General features: G+C 50.7%; 11 protein-coding genes. 10 read left to right on the top strand and 1 reads right to left on the bottom strand.

Going from position 1 to position 18,756, the window contains the following annotated elements; all coding sequences use genetic code 11:
* Window position 1: 1 nt before the first annotated feature.
* On the bottom strand, window positions 2-2,002 hold the full coding sequence (gene tkt, locus JW984_15795) for a transketolase (GenBank protein MBN1574660.1): 2,001 nt from the start codon (window positions 2,000-2,002) through the stop codon (window positions 2-4).
* Between the two features lie 457 nt (window positions 2,003-2,459).
* Between tkt and JW984_15790 the strand changes: the two genes are divergently transcribed.
* From JW984_15790 to JW984_15745, 10 genes are all read left to right on the top strand, one after another.
* Window positions 2,460-3,284 carry a crotonase/enoyl-CoA hydratase family protein gene (locus tag JW984_15790; protein ID MBN1574659.1) on the top strand — a complete coding sequence of 275 codons (825 nt, stop codon included), beginning with the start codon at window positions 2,460-2,462 and terminating at the stop codon, window positions 3,282-3,284.
* A gap of 175 nt (window positions 3,285-3,459) precedes the next feature.
* Entirely contained in the window at window positions 3,460-3,633 is a 174-nt protein-coding gene (locus JW984_15785) for a hypothetical protein (GenBank protein ID MBN1574658.1), read from the top strand.
* A 105-nt stretch (window positions 3,634-3,738) separates the two neighbouring features.
* Window positions 3,739-4,503, top strand: a complete 765-nt coding sequence (locus JW984_15780) for a hypothetical protein (protein ID MBN1574657.1) — start codon at window positions 3,739-3,741, stop codon at window positions 4,501-4,503.
* Between the two features lie 48 nt (window positions 4,504-4,551).
* Window positions 4,552-5,808 carry an aminotransferase class III-fold pyridoxal phosphate-dependent enzyme gene (locus JW984_15775; protein MBN1574656.1) on the top strand — a complete coding sequence of 419 codons (1,257 nt, stop codon included), beginning with the start codon at window positions 4,552-4,554 and terminating at the stop codon, window positions 5,806-5,808.
* A 277-nt stretch (window positions 5,809-6,085) separates the two neighbouring features.
* A complete protein-coding gene (locus tag JW984_15770) occupies window positions 6,086-7,051 on the top strand; it encodes an amidohydrolase (GenBank protein ID MBN1574655.1) in 966 nt (321 codons plus the stop codon).
* A 278-nt stretch (window positions 7,052-7,329) separates the two neighbouring features.
* Entirely contained in the window at window positions 7,330-8,622 is a 1,293-nt protein-coding gene (locus JW984_15765; protein ID MBN1574654.1) for a cyclic nucleotide-binding domain-containing protein, read from the top strand.
* A 969-nt stretch (window positions 8,623-9,591) separates the two neighbouring features.
* Window positions 9,592-11,754 (top strand): LPS-assembly protein LptD, encoded by a 2,163-nt coding sequence (locus JW984_15760; protein MBN1574653.1) that lies wholly within the window; start codon window positions 9,592-9,594, stop codon window positions 11,752-11,754.
* A gap of 905 nt (window positions 11,755-12,659) precedes the next feature.
* Window positions 12,660-12,986, top strand: coding sequence for a tRNA-binding protein (locus JW984_15755; protein MBN1574652.1), 327 nt, complete (start codon window positions 12,660-12,662; stop codon window positions 12,984-12,986).
* A 128-nt stretch (window positions 12,987-13,114) separates the two neighbouring features.
* A complete protein-coding gene (locus JW984_15750) occupies window positions 13,115-13,585 on the top strand; it encodes a thioesterase family protein (GenBank protein MBN1574651.1) in 471 nt (156 codons plus the stop codon).
* Between the two features lie 760 nt (window positions 13,586-14,345).
* Complete coding sequence (locus JW984_15745; protein MBN1574650.1) at window positions 14,346-18,290, top strand: PAS domain S-box protein; 3,945 nt, start codon at window positions 14,346-14,348, stop codon at window positions 18,288-18,290.
* The last annotated feature ends 466 nt before the right edge of the window (window positions 18,291-18,756 follow it).

Genomic DNA, 18,756 nt, shown 5'->3' with positions numbered 1-18,756 from the left:
ATTACTTTTCGAGAAGCTTCTTCACCGTCTTCAGCACCGCCCCCGGTGTGAAGCCAAACTTCTCGAAGAGGATGTTTCCGGGGGCGGATGCCCCAAATCTGTTTATGGCCATGATTTTTCCATCGTCGCCTACGTATCTATCCCAGCCGATGGGGGATGCGGCCTCCACCGCAATTTTTAATACCCCCGGCGGCAAGACCTTCTCCCGATACGCCCTGCCCTGGGCGTCGAAGAGATCGAAGCTCGCCATGTTTACGACCCTGATCTTCACCTTCTCCTTTTTCAGCATCTCCGCCGCGTCGAGGACGAGGGAAACCTCGGAGCCGGAGCCGATCAGGACAACATCCGGAGTGCCGCCGTCGTCCGTAAGCACGTAGGCCCCCTTCCTGATCTCGGCCGCCTTCGGGAATCTCTTCCTGTCGAGGATCGGGAGCCCCTGCCTTGTTAAGATGAGGGCCGTGGGGCCGCCCCTGTTTTCGATCGCCAACCTCCATGCCTCGGCGGTCTCTACAGCGTCGGCGGGCCTGATGACCGTGAGGTTCGGGATTATTCTCAGGCTAGCCAGATGCTCTATAGGCTGGTGGGTCGGCCCGTCCTCACCGACACCTATGCTGTCGTGGGTGAAGACGTATATCACGCCGAGCCCCATAAGCGAGGCTAGCCTTATCGCCGGGCGCATGTAGTCCGCAAATATAAGAAATGTCCCGCCGTAGGGCACCATTCCGCAGAGGGCCATCCCGTTCAGGGCCGACGCCATTGCGTGCTCCCGAACCCCGAAGCGGATGTTTCTCCCGCCGTAAGATCCCTTCTGAAACTCAGGGAACTCCTTCATATAGGTGTTGTTGGAGGGGGCGAGGTCCGCCGAGCCCCCCATCATGTTCGGCAAAACCCCGGAGAGGGCGTTTATGGCCCTTCCCGAAGCCGCCCTCGTGGCGATCTTCTTGTCCGCCTCAAACTCGATTTCGAGCGCTTTTTCCCACCCCTTCGGCAGCTTACCATCGAAGATGTCGCTCAGCTCCCTCCCCTCATCGGGATAGCGCCTCGAGTACTCGTTCATGAGGGCGCTCCATTTGTCGTTGAGGAGCTCTCCCCTCTTTCCGACCCCCTCGAAAAACTCCTTTACCCCGTCCGGCACATAAAATTGGGGCTCTGTCGGCCACCCGAGGTTCTCCTTGGTCTTTACCGCCTCCTCCTCCCCCAGGGGCGACCCGTGGGCGGACTCGGAGTCGACCTTGTTGGGGCTGCCGAACCCTATGTGTGTTCTTATCCTGATGAGGGATGGCTTCTCCCCCTCCTTTATCGCCTTTTTTATCGCGGTGGCGATATTCTTTACGTTGTTTCCGTCCTGTACCGTAAAGACCCGCCAGCCATAGGCGTTGAACCTCTCCGTCACGTCCTCGGTAAAGGTGATTTTAGTGCTCCCCTCGATCGAGATCTTGTTGTCGTCGTAGAGATACACGATGTTGGAGAGCCCCAGGTGCCCCGCCAGTGACGCCGCCTCCGAGCTTATCCCCTCCATCAGGTCGCCGTCGCCGACGATCGCGAAGACTGAGTCATTTACGGGCTTGAAATCTTTTTTGTTGTAGCGGGCGGCCAGGTGTCTTAAGGCTATCGCCATCCCCACGCCGCTGGCGAAGCCCTGACCCAGCGGCCCCGTGGTCATCTCAACGCCGGGGGTGTGCCCGTGCTCGGGATGGCCGGGGGTCTTGCTCCCGTACTGCCTGAAGTCCTTGATGTCATCGAGGCTGATATCATACCCGAGGAGATAGAGGAGGGAGTAGAGGAGCATCGAGCCGTGGCCGGCAGAGAGGATAAACCTGTCTCTCCCAGGCCAGCCGGGGTCTTTCGGATTGAATTTCAGAAACTTCGTAAAGAGCGTATATGCCATCGCCGCGGCACCCATCGGCATCCCCGGATGGCCCGATTTTGCCCTCTCGACCGCGTCCACGGAAAGAAGCCTGATCGTATTTATGCAGGCCGTCTCAAAATCCCCCTTTACCATTCCTTTCATCTTTTCCTCCGATCTTCACTTTCATATACGAGATGTGGAATTCAGATATTCGTCCATCCTCAAGCCTTCAAATCAAACAGTACGTTTCGCCGCACCCAGTCAATCCGTTTTTTATAAGATCTCCATTTTATCGATTTAGGCGATGATCTTCTCCCCCTTTTATCGGGAAGCGCCCTTGAAAAAGCGAGGCCAGCCTTAAAAAAACCTCCCTTGTAAACAGGTTATGATAATAGCATAAATTCTCTCGTTAAGGAATAAAAATATGTCAAATAAGGCAGGCTCTTTTCTACATAAAACATTTTCTCTAAAAATTCTTGACACGAAGGGCCGCCTATTATATTAGTAAGATTGATATTTAAGATTGATATTGCAGTGACGCTTCAAGTTTGCAGTTTGAATAGTGACTTGGACCTTTGTTGAATGAAATTTGAGTAGTGAGGGGATTATAATGACAAAGAAGTATAAGGTCTTTGATGTTGAGAGAAAGGGAGCCATCGCCTGGGTCTTTATGAACCGCCCGGATAAGCTGAACGCCTGCGGGCCCGATTTCTGGCGGGAGAGCATCGAGGTGATGGCGGAGCTTGACGATGACGACGAGATAAGGGTAGTGATCCTGGCCGGAAGGGGAAAGTGCTTCACGGCGGGGATCGACCTTATAGGGATGGCCCCCGAGGTGCCCGGGCTGTCCGAAAAGGGCATCATGGGGAGAAAGAGGCTCAATATGGTGAAAAAGATATTGGAGCTTCAGGATTCCATAACGGCGTTTGAAAAGTGCAGAAAGCCGGTTATCGCCGCGGTGCACGGTTACTGCATCGGCGCCGGGGTGGACATCATCACCGCCTGCGACATACGCCTGGCGTCCAAGGACGCGACCTTCTCCGTCAGGGAGGCGAGGGTGGCGATAGTGGCCGACGCGGGAACCCTTCAGAGGCTCCCGAGAATAGTCGGAGAAGGCCACACAAAGGAGCTTACATACACCACCAGGAGCATCAGCGCCGACAGGGCGAAGGAGATAAACCTCGTAAACGAGGTCTACCCGGATATGGATGCCCTCTTTGCCGGAGCGCAGGCATTGGCCGAAGAGATAGCGGAGCAGGCGCCCCTGGCGGTCATGTCCGCCAAGGAGGTGATACACTACTGCAGGGACAAGAACGTGGCCGACGGCCTCGATTACGTCGCCAACAGGAGCGCAAACATCCTGCCGTCGGAGGACTTCTTCGAGGCGATTACCGCCTTCGGCGAGAGGAGAAAGCCGAAGTTCCCCGGAACTTAACGGATCGAGGCTGCCGAGATTTTTACGGGCGGGGCTGTAATTATGGGGAGGTCGTAATTATGGTGAGGTGCCGTAATTATAATCGGCTGGGGAGCGGTAGGGTGGGATGGGATGGTAAACGGGGGGGCTAGCGTAGGGGGTCGGGGGTCAAGGGGGATGGGGCGTAGAAGAACGGGTGGGAGCTGAAAGGGGATCGAGGGCTGGAAGGTGGGCCGGGTGCGGAACGGCCGCAATGTTTCCGACAGGGGCGGCGGCGTACGGGCCTTTTCACGCCGGTGCCGTTGGTGCGGTGAAGTCTATTCGCTGGATGTGGCAAGGGGTGGACGGAATTGACTATGAGAGGTCGTAATCGGCTAAGGGAGTTAGGGATTTTTCGGAGGCGGACTATTATGACTTGATATAGATCATCTAATCATTTAATATATTACATTAATAGGTTAAAGGAGGAATATACATGTCGGAGAATTTAGTTAAAGCAAGGCTGTTTCTCTACGCGATACTTCCGCTCTTTGAAGAGATAGCAAAAAAAGACAAAGATGCCAAAAAGATCTTAAAGGGTCTTAATGGCGTAATTCAGTTTTCCGCCCCGGAAGACCTTGCCGCCCAGGTGGAGTTTGTAAACGACGGAATCGTCGTCACGCCGGGGAAGGAAAAGAAATCGACCGTGAGCCTGGTATTCATATCCCACAAGGTCGTATCAAATATGCTGGCCAAAAAGGGCTTCGGGATACCGCTTCCCGTAAAGGGCTTGTTGAAGCTGGGACTCACCAAGAAGTTCGAGAAGATCGGCGATATCCTCGACAATTACATGAATGAGAAGAATCCGAAGGGCGAGGAGAAAGACCTCATCGCAACCCTTCTCCTTTACGCCGCCGTCATGGGCGCGGCCCAGGTGGGGCAGGCGGACAAGTCGATGGCGGACGTGGTAAAGAAGATCCCGGACGGGATCGCCCACGTGGAGATAAAGGACGGGGCAAATAGCGGACCTTCGGTCTATATCGTAAAGAAGGGGAAGGACTTCAAGGCCGTCAAGGGGAGACCGGACGATTACAACGCCTACCTCGGCTTTAAAAACTTCGATATTGCCTATGCGATGTTCACCAACCAGCTTGATCTCATGGCGGCCGTAGCGCTGGGAGACATCGAGCTTTCCGGCTCTCTCGCCATTATCGAGCAGCTCGCTTTTCTGATGGAAAAGGCGGGCGCATATCTCGAATAGGCGTTTAGCTGCTTATAGAACTAAACGGTTATAAGTTCGGAGGAAAAAATGACTCAATACACGGATAGATATAAAAAATCAATCAGTCTTTTTAAGAGGGCGGCAGAGGTGATCCCCCAGGGAATATACGGCCACATGACGCCGGTTATCGTCGGCCCCCTGGCCTCTCCATACTACATAGAGAAGACCAAGGGATGCAAGTACTGGGACGTAGACGGAAACGAGTATATAGACTACTTGTGCAGTTACGGCCCGATGGTCCTGGGCTATAACCACCCGGAGGTGGACAAGGCCGCCGAGGAGCAGAAGAAGAAGGCGGATATCTGCAACCACCCGGCCGAGATTATGGTGGAGCTTGCAGAGCACATCACCAAGCTCATCCCCATGGCGGACTGGGTCGTGTTCGGCAAGAACGGCGCCGACATGACCAACCACTCCCTGATGATCGCAAGACACCACACAAAGAGGAAGAAGATCATCATGGCAAAGGGCGCCTATCACGGTACGGCGCCGTGGGCTACGGGTGCCGGGCACGCCGGCGTCATCGATGAGGACGTTCAAAATCTCCTTTACGTAACATGGGGAGATCTGGACGAGTTCAACGAACTGGCGAGAAAATATAAGGGCGAGATAGCCGGGACGATCCTAACGCCGTATCACCACCCGACCTGGGCGAATCAGGTGATGCCCCCGGAGGGTTACTGGAAGGGAATAAGAAAGACCTGCGACGAGGAGGGGATAGTCCTGATTTTGGACGACATCAGGGCGGGCTTCAGGCTTGACCTCAGAGGTTCGCACGAGCTCTTCGGCTTCCAGCCGGACATATCCTGCTACTGCAAGGCGATCGCCAACGGCTACGCCCTCTCCGCAATGGTGGGAACGGATAAGATGAGGATAAGCGCCTCCGGCGTGTTCTACACCGGTAGTTACTGGCTCTCCGCCGTTCCCATGGCGGCTTCTCTGGCCACCCTTAAAATCCTGAAGAGGGACAACGCCATCGAAAAGATAAAGAAGATGGGGGAGCTTCTTAAATCCGGCCTCGAAGAGATGGCCCAGGCCCACGAGCTGGAGGTCGAGGTGACCGGCCCGCCGGCGACGCTATTCATGACCTTCAAGGACAGGGGCGATTTCAGAAACAGCCAACTGTTTTCTATCGAGGCGATGAAGCGGGGCGTCTTCTTCCACCCGCACCACAACTGGTTTGTCAGCGCCGCCCACGAGAAGGCGGACATAGAAAAGTCCATCAACGTCGCCGATGAGGCCTTCAAGGAGGTAAGGAAGGTCTTCGGGCCCTCGGAAGTTTAGTCTTTGGACGAAAAATGCTTTAAGGTGTGACGGCAGGCACAGAGTCTGAAAATTGAAAACGATAAAAAAGGGGGGATTGCTCGTTATTTCAAATAATGTTCAATCTCCCCATTTTTTGATCCTCAAGGATTTTGAATGCCTGCCCCTTTGCGAACGTGACGGCGGGCAACGGGGCTTAACAGGATATTAGGATACTAATATTGGAAATGTCACCGAGATTTAAGGCAGTTTAATTTGAAGAAGATTGGAGAAGACCAAAAGAACTTCGAGGTAAAAAATGGGCGAAAAATACAAGATTATAGACTCCCTCTGCTATCTCCCGACGGAAGAGGTTATGCTGGACCTGATAGCGTCTCTCCCCCCGCAGATGGCGGGCTACCTGAAGGACGTCTTCGGCCCGAGGGTGGCGCCCGTTCTCGGCATGATGCCGGAGGAGCTCTACCGGATGAAAACGACCCTTCCGAACGATGTTTTGAGGGAAGAGCTAAAGCCAAGGGTGCAGCCCCTTATTACGCCGATCGAAGAATTCATGAAGCAGCTGGATGAGATGGGGGTGGAAAAGGCGGTCATCTTCAATCTGGACGAGGAGAGCAAGAGCGGGATCAAGGGTCTCAAAAACGACTACTACGCCGACATGGTAAAGAGGTATCCGGACAGGTTCGTAGGGGTCGCCGGGATCGACCCCCTGAAGGGGATGGACGCCGTCAGGGAAATCAGGAGGTGCTACGACCTGGGCTTGAGAGGAATCGCCGTTCGCCCCTTCATGTTTCAAATTCCCCCCCATCACGCCAAGATGTATCCCCTCTACTCCACCTGCGTCGAGCTCGATATCCCTGTATGGTTTCACCTCTCGATAAATTACTCCACCCACACCATGGAGGTGGAGCGCCCGATTTATCTCGACATCGTGGCTCAGGACTTCCCGGAGCTCAAGATGATCGCGGGGCACGGGGGATGGCCCTGGGTGGAGGAGATGGTCGCCGTGGCGTGGCGGAACAAAAACATCTACATCGACATAGCCTCTTACCTGCCGAAGTACCTCGGGACGCCGGGGGCGGGGTGGGAGGCCCTCATAAGATACGGAAATTCGATCTTGAAGGATAAGATCCTCTTCGGCTCCACCTGGCTCTTCATGGGCCTTTCGATAAAGGAGCTAGCCGACGGCGTGATGGAGCTGCCCTTAAAAGAGGAGGTGAAGAGGAAGTGGGTCTACGAAAACGCAAAGAGCCTCTTCGGCCTGTAGGCCCGCATCTTATTAAAAACATAAAATTCTTTACACTTTTCCCGCCATTTGCTATCATTAACGCGGCACCCGGGAATTTTTCAAAGAAGGGAGTTCAATTAAATCAACTGTTTCCTTGTGGACAGGGGGGGGATCCGTATTTTCTGTATATATGTACAGGGCTTGTAAAAAGTTTTTGCCACATCCGCCTTGGCCGGATTCAAGACAAAGAGAAAACCGCTTGTTGTTTGAACGTTTTTAAAAATAGTATCTCTCTCATTATTATATAGGTGATGAAAATGTCGGACGTAAAACAAAGGGCGACCGAGCTCGTTAAATCGGGAGAGCTCAAGGCATCCAAGGGGAAATACAAGGATGCGATAAATGATTATCTCGAGGTCATCAGACTGACCAATTCTCCGGCGATTCACACCAAGGTGGGCGAGTGTTACGTCAAGATGGGCCAGAAAAACGAGGCTATAAAACATTACAACTTTGCGGCAAAAAAATATACGGACACAGGGACGCTCCTCAAAGCCATAGCGGTAAATAAGATTATCTTAAAGATCGATCCGAATAACGCTGATGTAAAAGGCAGAATCGCCGAGCTCTATAGAAAGCAGAAGGGAGAAGAGCCGGCTTTGGGACTGGGAGGCGGGAAAGGGGTGATAGAAGCCGAGGTCGTCTCGGAGCCGGAAGAGCCGGATATAATGGACCTCATCGACCCGGACGACCCTCAGATGTCGGAGTATTCCCTCTCCAGAAAGAGGGTGATGTCATCATATTCAACAAAGATGGCGGGCAAGCAGGAGAAGATAGAGCTCTTTTCGGATCTGTCCCGCGATGAGTTCATAGCCGTTGTGGATAAAATCAAACCGATCACTTTCTCTGCCGGGGAGGTTATCCTGAGGGAGGGTGAAGAGGGGGATTCCATATACTGCATAGTATCTGGGGAGGTGAGCGTCTCAAAGCGGAGCGAACAAGGGGAAGAGGTGTACATAAACAGCCTGGGGGAGGGGGATTTTTTCGGGGAGATAGGCTTCTTTTCAAATGCGGTCCGCTTTGCCACGATAAAGGCGGTTGTAGAAACGACCCTCCTCGAGCTGACGAAGAGGGATATGGACAACGTTGTGGAAGACCATCCCCAGGTTAGGGACGTGCTGCTGAACTTCTACAAGAAGAGGATTCTCGACACCATTCTTGCAACATCTCCCCTCTTTTCATCCCTCTCCGCCAAGAAGAGGAGCGTTATTCTCGACCTGTTCAAGCCGAGGAGATTCGGCGAGGGCGATGTGGTCATAAAGCAGGGGGCCCCGGGGGATTCCATGTATTTCATTCAGTCGGGATACGTAAAGGTGGTCGCCAAAAAAGAGGGTGGGGGGGACTTCACGTCCCGGCTCTTGCCCGGGGACTTTTTCGGAGAGGTAGCGTTGATAACCGGAAAGCCAAGGACCGCAGACGTAATCGCCGAGAGCGACCTCAGGTTATTGGAGATCACCAGAAACGATCTGAAGGCCGTCGTCCAGAGGTATCCCGAGATTCTGGAAATCCTCAAGAAGAACGTCAAGTCGAGGGTGGAGGCCATCAAGTAATCAAATGGGGATGCCGTCCAAGAAGGGCTTGTTTTCTTGACCGATAGTTGTCATTCGAGTCGGGGCGTTGGGGTAAGCTGGGGATTTAATATTGATTGCCGAGGCTTTTAATAATCCGGCTCATGGGATGGAAAGGCCTATGGAGAGACCTTTAATTGTTGTTCCGGTCTTCCTTCTGGCGGTCGCGGCTCCTGTCATTGCCAGCGCGGGGGATGTGGAGATCAACATCTACACAACCGGGTCCGTCGGTCACCACACCTGAACCCCGAGCACTTATGATATAACGTATCCGCACATCACATCGGAAAACGAGACGCCCTCCTGGAATAAAAACAAGTATTGGCTGAATATAGCCGGATACAATGCATCAGGTCGCTATTTCATGGCATGCATACCGGTACCGGAAGCTAAGTGTGTTGAGACCATCATCTACGACGAATATGGGGGACCGCTTCGCTTCATCAATGCGGATGCCTGTTTCACCCGCCCGAACCCGGGCCTGGGGAGCCGCAAAATCGACTGGAGAGACAAAACCATCCACTTGGATTCTAATCCCAACGGGTGTAAAAAATTCATGCTATACATCAGATAGCCCAAAGGGACACCCAAACCAAACCAACCGGTTCGGGTATATTACGTAACACCCCTTTTAAACCCTATTCGTCATAAACCTCTTTATAAATGCGGTCACACCACCCGGGGGATTTTTAGACTATTTATCTTCACGGCAACGGGTTTCCCCTCGGCTAAAACTATGTCAACCTCGTTTCGTATGAATCCTCCCGAAAGAACTCGGCTTCAGCCGGCTTACCGGCATCCATTCAAGAACCCTTGAACTTGAAAGCTCGATCTCCCTCTATTATTCATATTAATATAAATACAATACAATTAACTTGACACAGAGCGTCTTTTTTGATAGTAAAATAACCAGCAAAGCCCTTTTGTTTTATTTTTTTAAGCGTATTTAAAATGTTTAAAAGAAAATATCTGTTCACTTACGTAGTCCTTTTCATACTATCGGCATCGACTGTCTCCTTTGCTCAGTTTAAGGATATGGATTTTGGCGATAAAACCATACCTATCCTGATTTCCGCCGACATGCTTACGTATGATCGGGAAAACGCGGTTTACACCGCCGAGGGTAATGTCGAAATAACGAGAGGAAACGCCCTGCTCAAGGCCGACAAGGTGACCTTGTGGGCGGAGACCAAGATGGCCGAGGCGGAAGGCAACGTCTCCCTATACGACGGCGAGGATAAGGTCGAGGGCGACCTGGTAAAGATAAAGATGGACACCCAGACCGGCATTATCTACAACGGCATGATCTTTTACGCGGAAAAGAACTTCTATATCTCCGGCAAGGAGCTGGAGAAGTTAGGGGAGAAGGACTACCACCTTTTGAGAGGCACTTTCACCACCTGTGACGGGGAATCTCCCGCCTGGAAGATTAAGGCGAGAGAGGCCGACCTGACCGTGGAGGGCTATGCCACGGCCTGGGGAAGCTCCTTTCACGTAAAGGAAATCCCGGTCCTCTACTGGCCCTATGCGATCATACCCGTCAAGACCAAGCGTCAATCCGGTTTTCTGATCCCAAGAGTCGGTTTTTCCGATGAGAGCGGCGCAAAATTCCTATTCTCCTATTTTTGGGCGATAAACAAGAGTACGGATGCCACGATCGTCACAGACATCATGACAAAACGCGGCGTAAAGCTCGGCCTCGAATACAGATATTTTCTAAAGGAAAACCTGAAAGGTCAGACAAACTTCTCTTTCATAGAGGACTTGATAAAAGATGATTTTCGCTGGGCGTTTAACTTTGACCACGAACAAGAGCTTCCCTGGAATGTATATACCATATGGGATATAAACCTCGTCAGCGATGACGACTACTATGATGATCTGGGGTCATTCTACGACGACTTGATCAAAAGTAAGCCGAGATACCTGACATCAAAAGTTTCCTTTAAAAAGGAAGTCAGCTGGGCGGATTTCTACATCAATTTCATATACCGTGATGATATGGACGACAAAAAGGACAGGAAGACGATCCAGGTCCTGCCCGAATTCCTTTTCATAACGAAGCCGTATAATATCCCGGGGACACCCCTGGTCTTTGATATGGACTCATCCTTTTCAAATTTCTATCGTAAAAGGGGCGTCAGGGGAATGCGCGTTGATGCCCGGCCGGGGCTGACCGCCCCCATCGCCATGGGACCTGTCACCGTGGAGCCGTGGATTGATGGAATATTTACATGGTGGTGGCCCGAAAACGACAGGGACTACCCGTCGAGTATGGACCGATTTACCTTCGAGACCGGCGTAAAGACTCACGCGGATTATTCATGGACATATGACACCGATCTCGGATCGTTCAATTCAATAGAGTATACGCTGAGTCCGGCTGTCGGTTATACGTTTTCGCCCTATATCGACCAGAACAAATACCCAAGGCTGGATGACAAGGACAGGGTCTGGGGCAAGAGCATATTGTCTTTTGCCCTGATCAATAGTCTCGCGGGGAATGTCGCATCACCAGAGAGAGATGCGCTCACAAGAAATTTATTGAATCTTGAGTTGGGAGTCAATATAGATTTTGATAAAGACCCCGACAGCGTGCCGTACGATGTTCATGGAAATTACATAACCACCTACGCAATTCTCAGTTCCAAGCCTTCAGACTATTTGAACTTGACCTTCAAGACGGAGTATGATCATTTCTTAGATGATTTTACGTTGATCTCCGGGGGCATTACCCTGAAGGATCTAAGGGGCGACTATCTTTCGGTTAGTTACAACAATGTGAGTAAGCACGTCTATAAGAAGGATGAGGAGAGATTCAGACTGCGTGAATACGAGTATATAAACGGAGAGCTGAAGTTCGTGGTCTACGATGACCTGGACCTATATTTTTATTCCATTAACTATCTGAGAAGCGGGGACGATAGCGAAGATGAAGAAGAGAATGAAATAGGGCCCGACTATTTGGGTATAGGTATCGACTATCATCCCCAATGCTGGGGAGTATATCTTGAGCTTTATCGTAAGCGCTGGGAACACGAAGACAACAGCGAAGACTATGGGTTCATGCTGACCCTTACGCTCGAAGGGTTGGGCTCGATGAGATTCAGGTAATATCTGCCGCCCCGGTCGTAAAAGTGCTCGCTGGCAATGAGAAAATGGGTTGCGGGTCATGAACCTCCACTTAGACTGGACAAAGAATTAGGAATGCCATTGTTGCTAATAGTGCTTGCGGGTGATGAGAAAATGGGTTGCGGGTCATGGGCTTCCCCGAAAGATAAATAGATAAAAGGCGCCCCTGTCATAAAACCGCTTGCAGGAAATGGGGAGATAGGGGCTTTTAATCGGCTTCCCCTCAAGGTAGGGAAATTAAAAAGCATCCTAAGAAGGGGGGAAGAGACACGACCCAAAGAGAGCATGTCATGGGTCGTAAGCGGGGTTGGGTGAAAACAGGGGGGTCGGAGGTCGGGGGAATCGGGTGAAAACTGGGCAATGGACGAGGGGCGGACGAGGTTGAAAAAAGCTCCCGTCCCGGCCGATTTTTGGCTCTCAAATCTCGTTATTTCTCTGTGATTTAATCACTCTAATTCAGTACTTCACAGATTTCAGACAGGCTTTACGACTAACTCAAAATTCCATTTTTTTAATCAAGTGATTGCTCGTGCCCTTCGCCCTTAAAAAAGGGCCAAGGCCGCCTCTGTTAAATCTTCCGACGATTCGTGGTCTCTATCGTTCCTTCACTGACCGCTTCGATTTTTTCGCATTTGTGCCCGCTGGACAGATCCAACCTGTTTATCCCGTATAAAATCGCACTTCATCGAATCCCGGCTTCGGTCCGAGAGACTTAAAAATCATAAAATACAATAACAGCCGATAAGAGGTATTTGTCCGGTCGGTCGAGGCCTGCCTCTCGATCCGAATAATCTCTTGAAAACGACAATCGATGGAAAGCGCGTTTTTTGCGGTTTTTCCTTTTGACATCCCGTCGACTTTATATTAAAAAACGGTTGGGGGTATTTATGATAGATTACGAGCTTTTCAGAAAGGTCGATATGAGAGTGGGGACGGTCGTCTCGGTAAAGCTTAACGAAAAGGCGAGGGTTCCCTCCTACGTGCTTACGATCGATTTGGGCGGGCTCGGGACGCGGCTTTCGAGCGCCCAGATTGTTGACCTTCACAAGGCCGAGGAGCTTGTCGGAAGGCAGGTTGTCTGCGTGGCGAATTTACCGCCCAAGCGGATTGCCGGGATCAAGTCGGAGGTCTTAATACTGGGGGTCGACGGCGACAGTGGCGTGGTCCTCCTCGCCCCGGAGAGATCGGTCGGAAACGGCGTCAGGGTTTATTGAACGCCCGATGGAAAGTCAATCTGTCCGGGGTAAAATCAGTCACGTTTTTTTGAGGGGTGACACCTTTTTTATTTTTCCAAAGAAACCCGACGGGATAGAGGCGGGATCAAAGGATAGAGGAAATCAATATGTCCGGTGATAAAAGCGATTTTGCGGGGGCCGTTGAGCTTCTAAAAGATACCTACGAAAAACGGATGCCCTACAACATGTTCTTGGGGCTTGAGGTCGTTGCCGTCGGCCGGGAAGGCGTCACGGTCAGGATACAGATGAAGGAGGGGCTGATAGGGAATTTTATCAGGGGCATGCTCCACGGCGGGGTAATCTCCTCCCTCATCGATATCGTCGGCGGGATCATGGCGGCGGTGGAGGTGATAGAGAAGATGGAGGGGATGTCGAAGGAGGATATTTTTCGGCGCGTCGAGAAGGTCAGCACGGTGGACCTCAGGGTCGATTATTTGAGGCCCGGCCTCGGAGAGTACTTCTTGTGCGAGGGATCAACCGTGAGAATGGGTGGGAAGGTGGCGACGATAGGGATGGAGCTTACAAATGACAACGGGGAGACGATCGCGGTGGGACGTGGCACCTATCTCGTCGGGTGAGCGCGCGGCGGACTATTTTTAAAAGCAGGAGCTGATCTAAAACAAACTGAATTAATAGTAATTGAAATGGGGGCATAATTTATAAATACTTTTCATATAAAAATTTTTAAGCTTTATAACAGGAGGGGGGAGATGGCGAAGAGCATAAAGACGAATATGGTGTGGAAGGCCTTTAAGCAGGCGACGGCCGTGACCGGCCGAAGACTACCGCCGAAATTATTTTGATCGAGGCGGAATCGAAAGAGAATGCCTGACACTGCGATCGATTTGATGGGGATTAAACCGGCCCGATTCATCGCGGTTTAGAGACGCCGGCCCTAAAAGGGGGGGTCTCTCGATATTCGCGCCGCAGCATCGTGATGAGAGGAAGATGCTGCGGCTCACTGTTGAAGGTGTCGTAATCTGGCAGTCTCCCTCACGCATTTAGACTCTTATCTTATTGTTTGCCCTTGCAATTGAGGTCGAATGTAATTATAATCAAATCCTTTAATTGAAAAGGCAATCTTTCTATAATTTGATCCTATTAAGAGATAATCCGAAAACAAAGTGATTTTTTGAGTTGATGGTGTTGACAAGCTTTCGGAAAGCCAGGATTATTGCGGCGTTAGTCGTGAGCGCCTTTGCGGATGAAGAAGGGGGTACGATAGAGAGACTTCGCTAAATGTCGGTGTTAGGGGTGTTGAGTGACTTGTTTAAATCCGGTGATCTTTTAGGTATCACCGGGAGTACCGTGCCAATTGGGAGGAATTAGCAGACGATCATGGCCGTTGACGGGAGTAATAAGGATTTCTCTTCCGGTCGTCGCATCCTTATCGTAGATGACGACCGGGATTCTATCGAGAGCCTGAACGAGGTGCTCAAGTCGCGGGGATACCTGACCGAGGCGGCGAAGGGCGTTGAGGAGGCCTGTAACAAAATCGAGGATTTTGACGCGGACGTGGCTCTCGTAAATGTTTGTCTCGGGGGGGAGAGAGGGATTGACCTCCTCTCGTGGTTGAGGGGGAAAAGGCCCACTTTGATCTGCGTGATGATGGTCCTCCGTGAAGCCGCCGATACGGCCATCGAGGCGATTCAGGAGGGAGCCTATGACTACCTCCAAAAACCTCTCGAGGAACGGGAGCTTTTGGCCACGTTGGACAGGTGCTTTGAAAGGATAAGGCTCGAAAATGAAAGAGAAGCCGCGGAACACGCCATCAGGGAGAAAAGCAGGGAGCTAACGGATACGAACAGACGTTTGAGGGCGATTGTCAAGTCGACCGGAAAACTGACGGCCGCCTCAAAGATCAAGGAGATGGGGAGAATACTCCTTGAGGAGTTTAAGGAAAACATGGATGTAGAGGGGGGAAGCCTGTATATCATTGAAGACGATTCGCTGATCCTCGCTCATTCCCTTGACCCCGGACACGCGGCGGAAAAAATTCCCCTCCCTCTTGAAAAGGGCACGATATTGGAGAAAGCCTTGAGGGAAGGGGGGGCGACGCTTATTGAAGACATTGAAAAGGCGGGGGGACTTAAGAAAAGCGGGTGGAATGGATACAAAGACGGCTCTCTCCTCGTATTTAGCCTCAACGATTCAACGGATGAGATAAAAGGCATAATCACTCTTCATAACAAGGCCAGATCATCCTTTAATGATAAAGATTCCGAGATGGGCCAAATTCTGGCGTCCTTCAGCTACGAGGCTCTCCGTGCGGCCGGAGCCCTGGAAGAGGTTAAAAAGGGGAGAGAAAACCTGCAGACCCTTTTTGATACTATGGAGGACCTCCTCTTTATCTATCAATATGACGGCAAGATCGTTCATGTCAATCCGGCGGTGGAGAGGAGGCTCGGGTATCCGATCGAGGAGCTTTTAGGCACCGATTTCAATAATCTCCTCTCTATCGGGAGGGGGCAGAATAAGGATAAGATCGCTGGCGCTCTTTTTAAAGGTAACTCCGGTATCTACGCTGTACCTTTATTAAAGACAGACAAGACGTCGATTCCGGTAGAGGCAAAATGCACAAGGGGACGGTGGGGGGGAGATGATGTCGTCTTTTGCATCTGTAGAGATATCTCCAAGAGGATATTGGCGGAGGAGGCGTTAAAGAGAAGCGAAGAGAAGTACAGGGATATAATCGAAAATGCCGTAGATGTTATCTTCACCATCGATCTAAAGGGCGCGTTTCTTCAGGTCAACGATTCGTTTCTCAGGGAGAGCGGTTATCGGAGAGACGAGATAATCGGGAAAAACTCCTTGACGACTACTCACCCCGATGATTATTCAATTCTCAGGGAAGCCCTTAAAGAGAGTTTAAAGGGGAATTCCTTCGAGGCCGAAATCAGGGCAATAGATAAAAAAGGTGATTACAAGTGGTTTTCCACCATCACAAGGCCGGTGAAAGATAGGGGTGGATCTGTTGTATCTATCAATATCGTTGCCAGGAATATAAATGACAGGGTGCTGACCGAGAGGGCGCTGATTGAATCGGAGGACAAATATCGGACGTTGGTGGACAGCGCCAAGGAGGCCATACTCGTCCTTCAAGACAATCTTGTCAAATTTTCAAATCCAAAAACCGTAGAGATTTCGGGATACTCGGAAGAAGAGCTTGCCTCGATACCCTTAGAGAAGTTTATTCACCCCGAAGATTTAGAGGAGGTCCTTTCGAGATATTTCAAGGAGATTAACGGAGAGGATTTCCTCAAACCGAATCTCTACAGGCTCTTAAGGAAAGATGGAAGCATAAGGTGGGTCGAGGGAACAGGCATTTCGATAACATGGGACGGGAAACCCGCTTCCCTCACATTTTTAAGCGATGTTACGGAAAAGAAGAAGGCCGAAGAGGCGCTCGTTGAAAGCGAAGAGAAATATCGAATACTTGTGGAGCAGGCGAATGACGGCATTATTATTGTTCAAGAAAAAAAGATCAAGTACGTAAATCGACGCGTGTGTGAAATAGGCGGTTATGATGCCAATGAAATAATTGACACGGATTTTTTCGATTTCGTACATCCGGACGAGGCCGACAAGGTTTCTGCTAATTACAGAAACAGAATTTCCGGCAAGTATGTGCCTTCAACATATGAATCGGCGGCAAAGCATAAAAACGGTCGCAGGGTGGACGTAGAGTTCAATGCAAGCATGATTATGTATAGGGGTGAGCCTGCGATTCTCATAATCATTCGTGATATAACGGAGCGAAAGGCGGCCGAGGAGGCCTTGAAGGAGAGTGAGGAAAGGTACCGCAATCTTTTCCAATCCTCCAGGGATACGATCTATCTTTCAACGATAGGGGGAAGATTTGAAGATATAAATCAGGCGGGCGAAAAGCTTTTTGGTTATGCCCGGGATGAGCTTTTAAATATGGATTTAAAGGATATCTACAAAGATCCCGACTACAGGAAAGAAATTCAAGAGGCCCTGAACAGGGAGGGATTTTTGACGGACTATGAAATCACCTTTAGAAAAAAGGACGGGACTTTTATAGAGACCCTCGTTACGTCGTCTGTGAGGAGAGACGAGACCGGAGAGATAATCGGCTATCAGGGGATAATAAAGGACATGACCGAGAAGAAGAGCCTCGAGGCCCAGCTTGTCCAGACCCAAAAGATGGAGGCCTTGGGCACCCTGGCCGGAGGGATGGCCCATAACTTCAACAATATTCTCGTGGGGATCATGGGTTATTCGGAATATCTCCTTATCAAAAAGGATGAGGACGATCCCGACTACAAGGCCTTGAAAACGATCTATGACGGAACGCTGAGGGCGTCCGACCTCACGAAACAGCTCTTGAACATCGCCAGAGGGGAGGAGTACAAGTTTACAAATCTCAACCTGAACGACGTGGTTGAAAGGATACTGCCGTTAATCTCCGGCATATTTGAAAAGTCCATCACGATCGAGACCTGTCTTGAGGAGGACCTCTTGACGATAAAGGGGGACAGGGGACATCTCGAGCAGTGCCTCTTGAACCTATGTATCAACTCCAAGGACGCCATGCCGATGGGCGGGAGGCTTATTATCGAGACCAGAAGCAAGTTGTTGGATGAGGATTTTGTCAGGATGCACATCGGCGCGAAGAAGGGGGATTATGTGGTGCTGACCGTAACGGACACCGGAATCGGCATGACAAAGGATGTAAAGGAGCGCATCTTCGAGCCCTTTTTCAGCACGAAAGAGCACAAGGGAGGAACGGGAATGGGGCTCTCGACGATATACGGCATCATGCAGAAGCACTCCGGGATAATCACCGTCTACAGCGAAGTCGGGGAGGGCAGCTCCTTTAAGCTCTATTTCCCCGCGATTCCCGAAGCGGCAAAGGCGGCCGATTCCGAAATGGATATCGGAAAGGCAGCCGGGGACGAGACCCTCCTTATCATTGACGATGAGGCGATTGTGGTTGATATGTGGAGCGATTTCCTTAAAGATACGGGATATAAGGTGATTACCGCGACCAACGGTGAGGAAGGGATCGGCCTTTTCACGGAGATGCGGGACGAGATCGACCTGGTCATCCTCGACTACGTCTTGCCCGGAATGAGCGGCATGGAGACGTTCAGAAAATTGAAGGAGATAGACCCGGATGTCAAGGTGCTGATCTCCTCCGGCTACACCGAGAACGGAAAGGCGAAGGATATTCTGATGGAGGGCGGGGACGGTTTTATCCAGAAGCCCGCCCGCCTCAATGACTTGAACGGCAAGATCAGGGAGATTCTGGACAAGTAGGGGTAAAATTCTTCTTTCTTTTCGTTCCCCCAATTTGTTTTGATGGCTTTGGACTGAGTTTCAATATCAAACAGCAAACAGCGAATCCCCAACCACCCTTTTCAGAGTAGGTTTTCACTTTTCCTTCGTGTCTAATTAATGTGATAGACCCTTTCTTTTCATTTCTCATGCTAAATAATCCCTTTCCTACAAAAACTATTAAGAATAAATGAAATCGGAATGAAATTTCCTGTCGATATCGATCATGCAATTCGCCCATTTGTATTTCCACCGTCTGCCTCGCCTCATTTCTTTACGACTAAATACAAATTAAAAAATTCTGGAGCCTCCAATTCCCCCAAAACTTTGTTGACAAAACCCGAATATACCAATATATTGCACAATACATTTGCCGATTCTATAAAGAAACGATAAATATATACTACCGGAGGAAATAATGGCTAATGCAAAAAATGCGAGGATGGTA

The organism is Candidatus Zymogenus saltonus (assembly GCA_016929395.1).
GTDB classification, from domain to species: Bacteria; Desulfobacterota; Zymogenia; order Zymogenales; family Zymogenaceae; genus Zymogenus; species Zymogenus saltonus.
The sequence above is the reverse complement of the archived record's forward strand: the minus strand, read 5'-3'. Positions and strand labels throughout refer to the sequence as shown.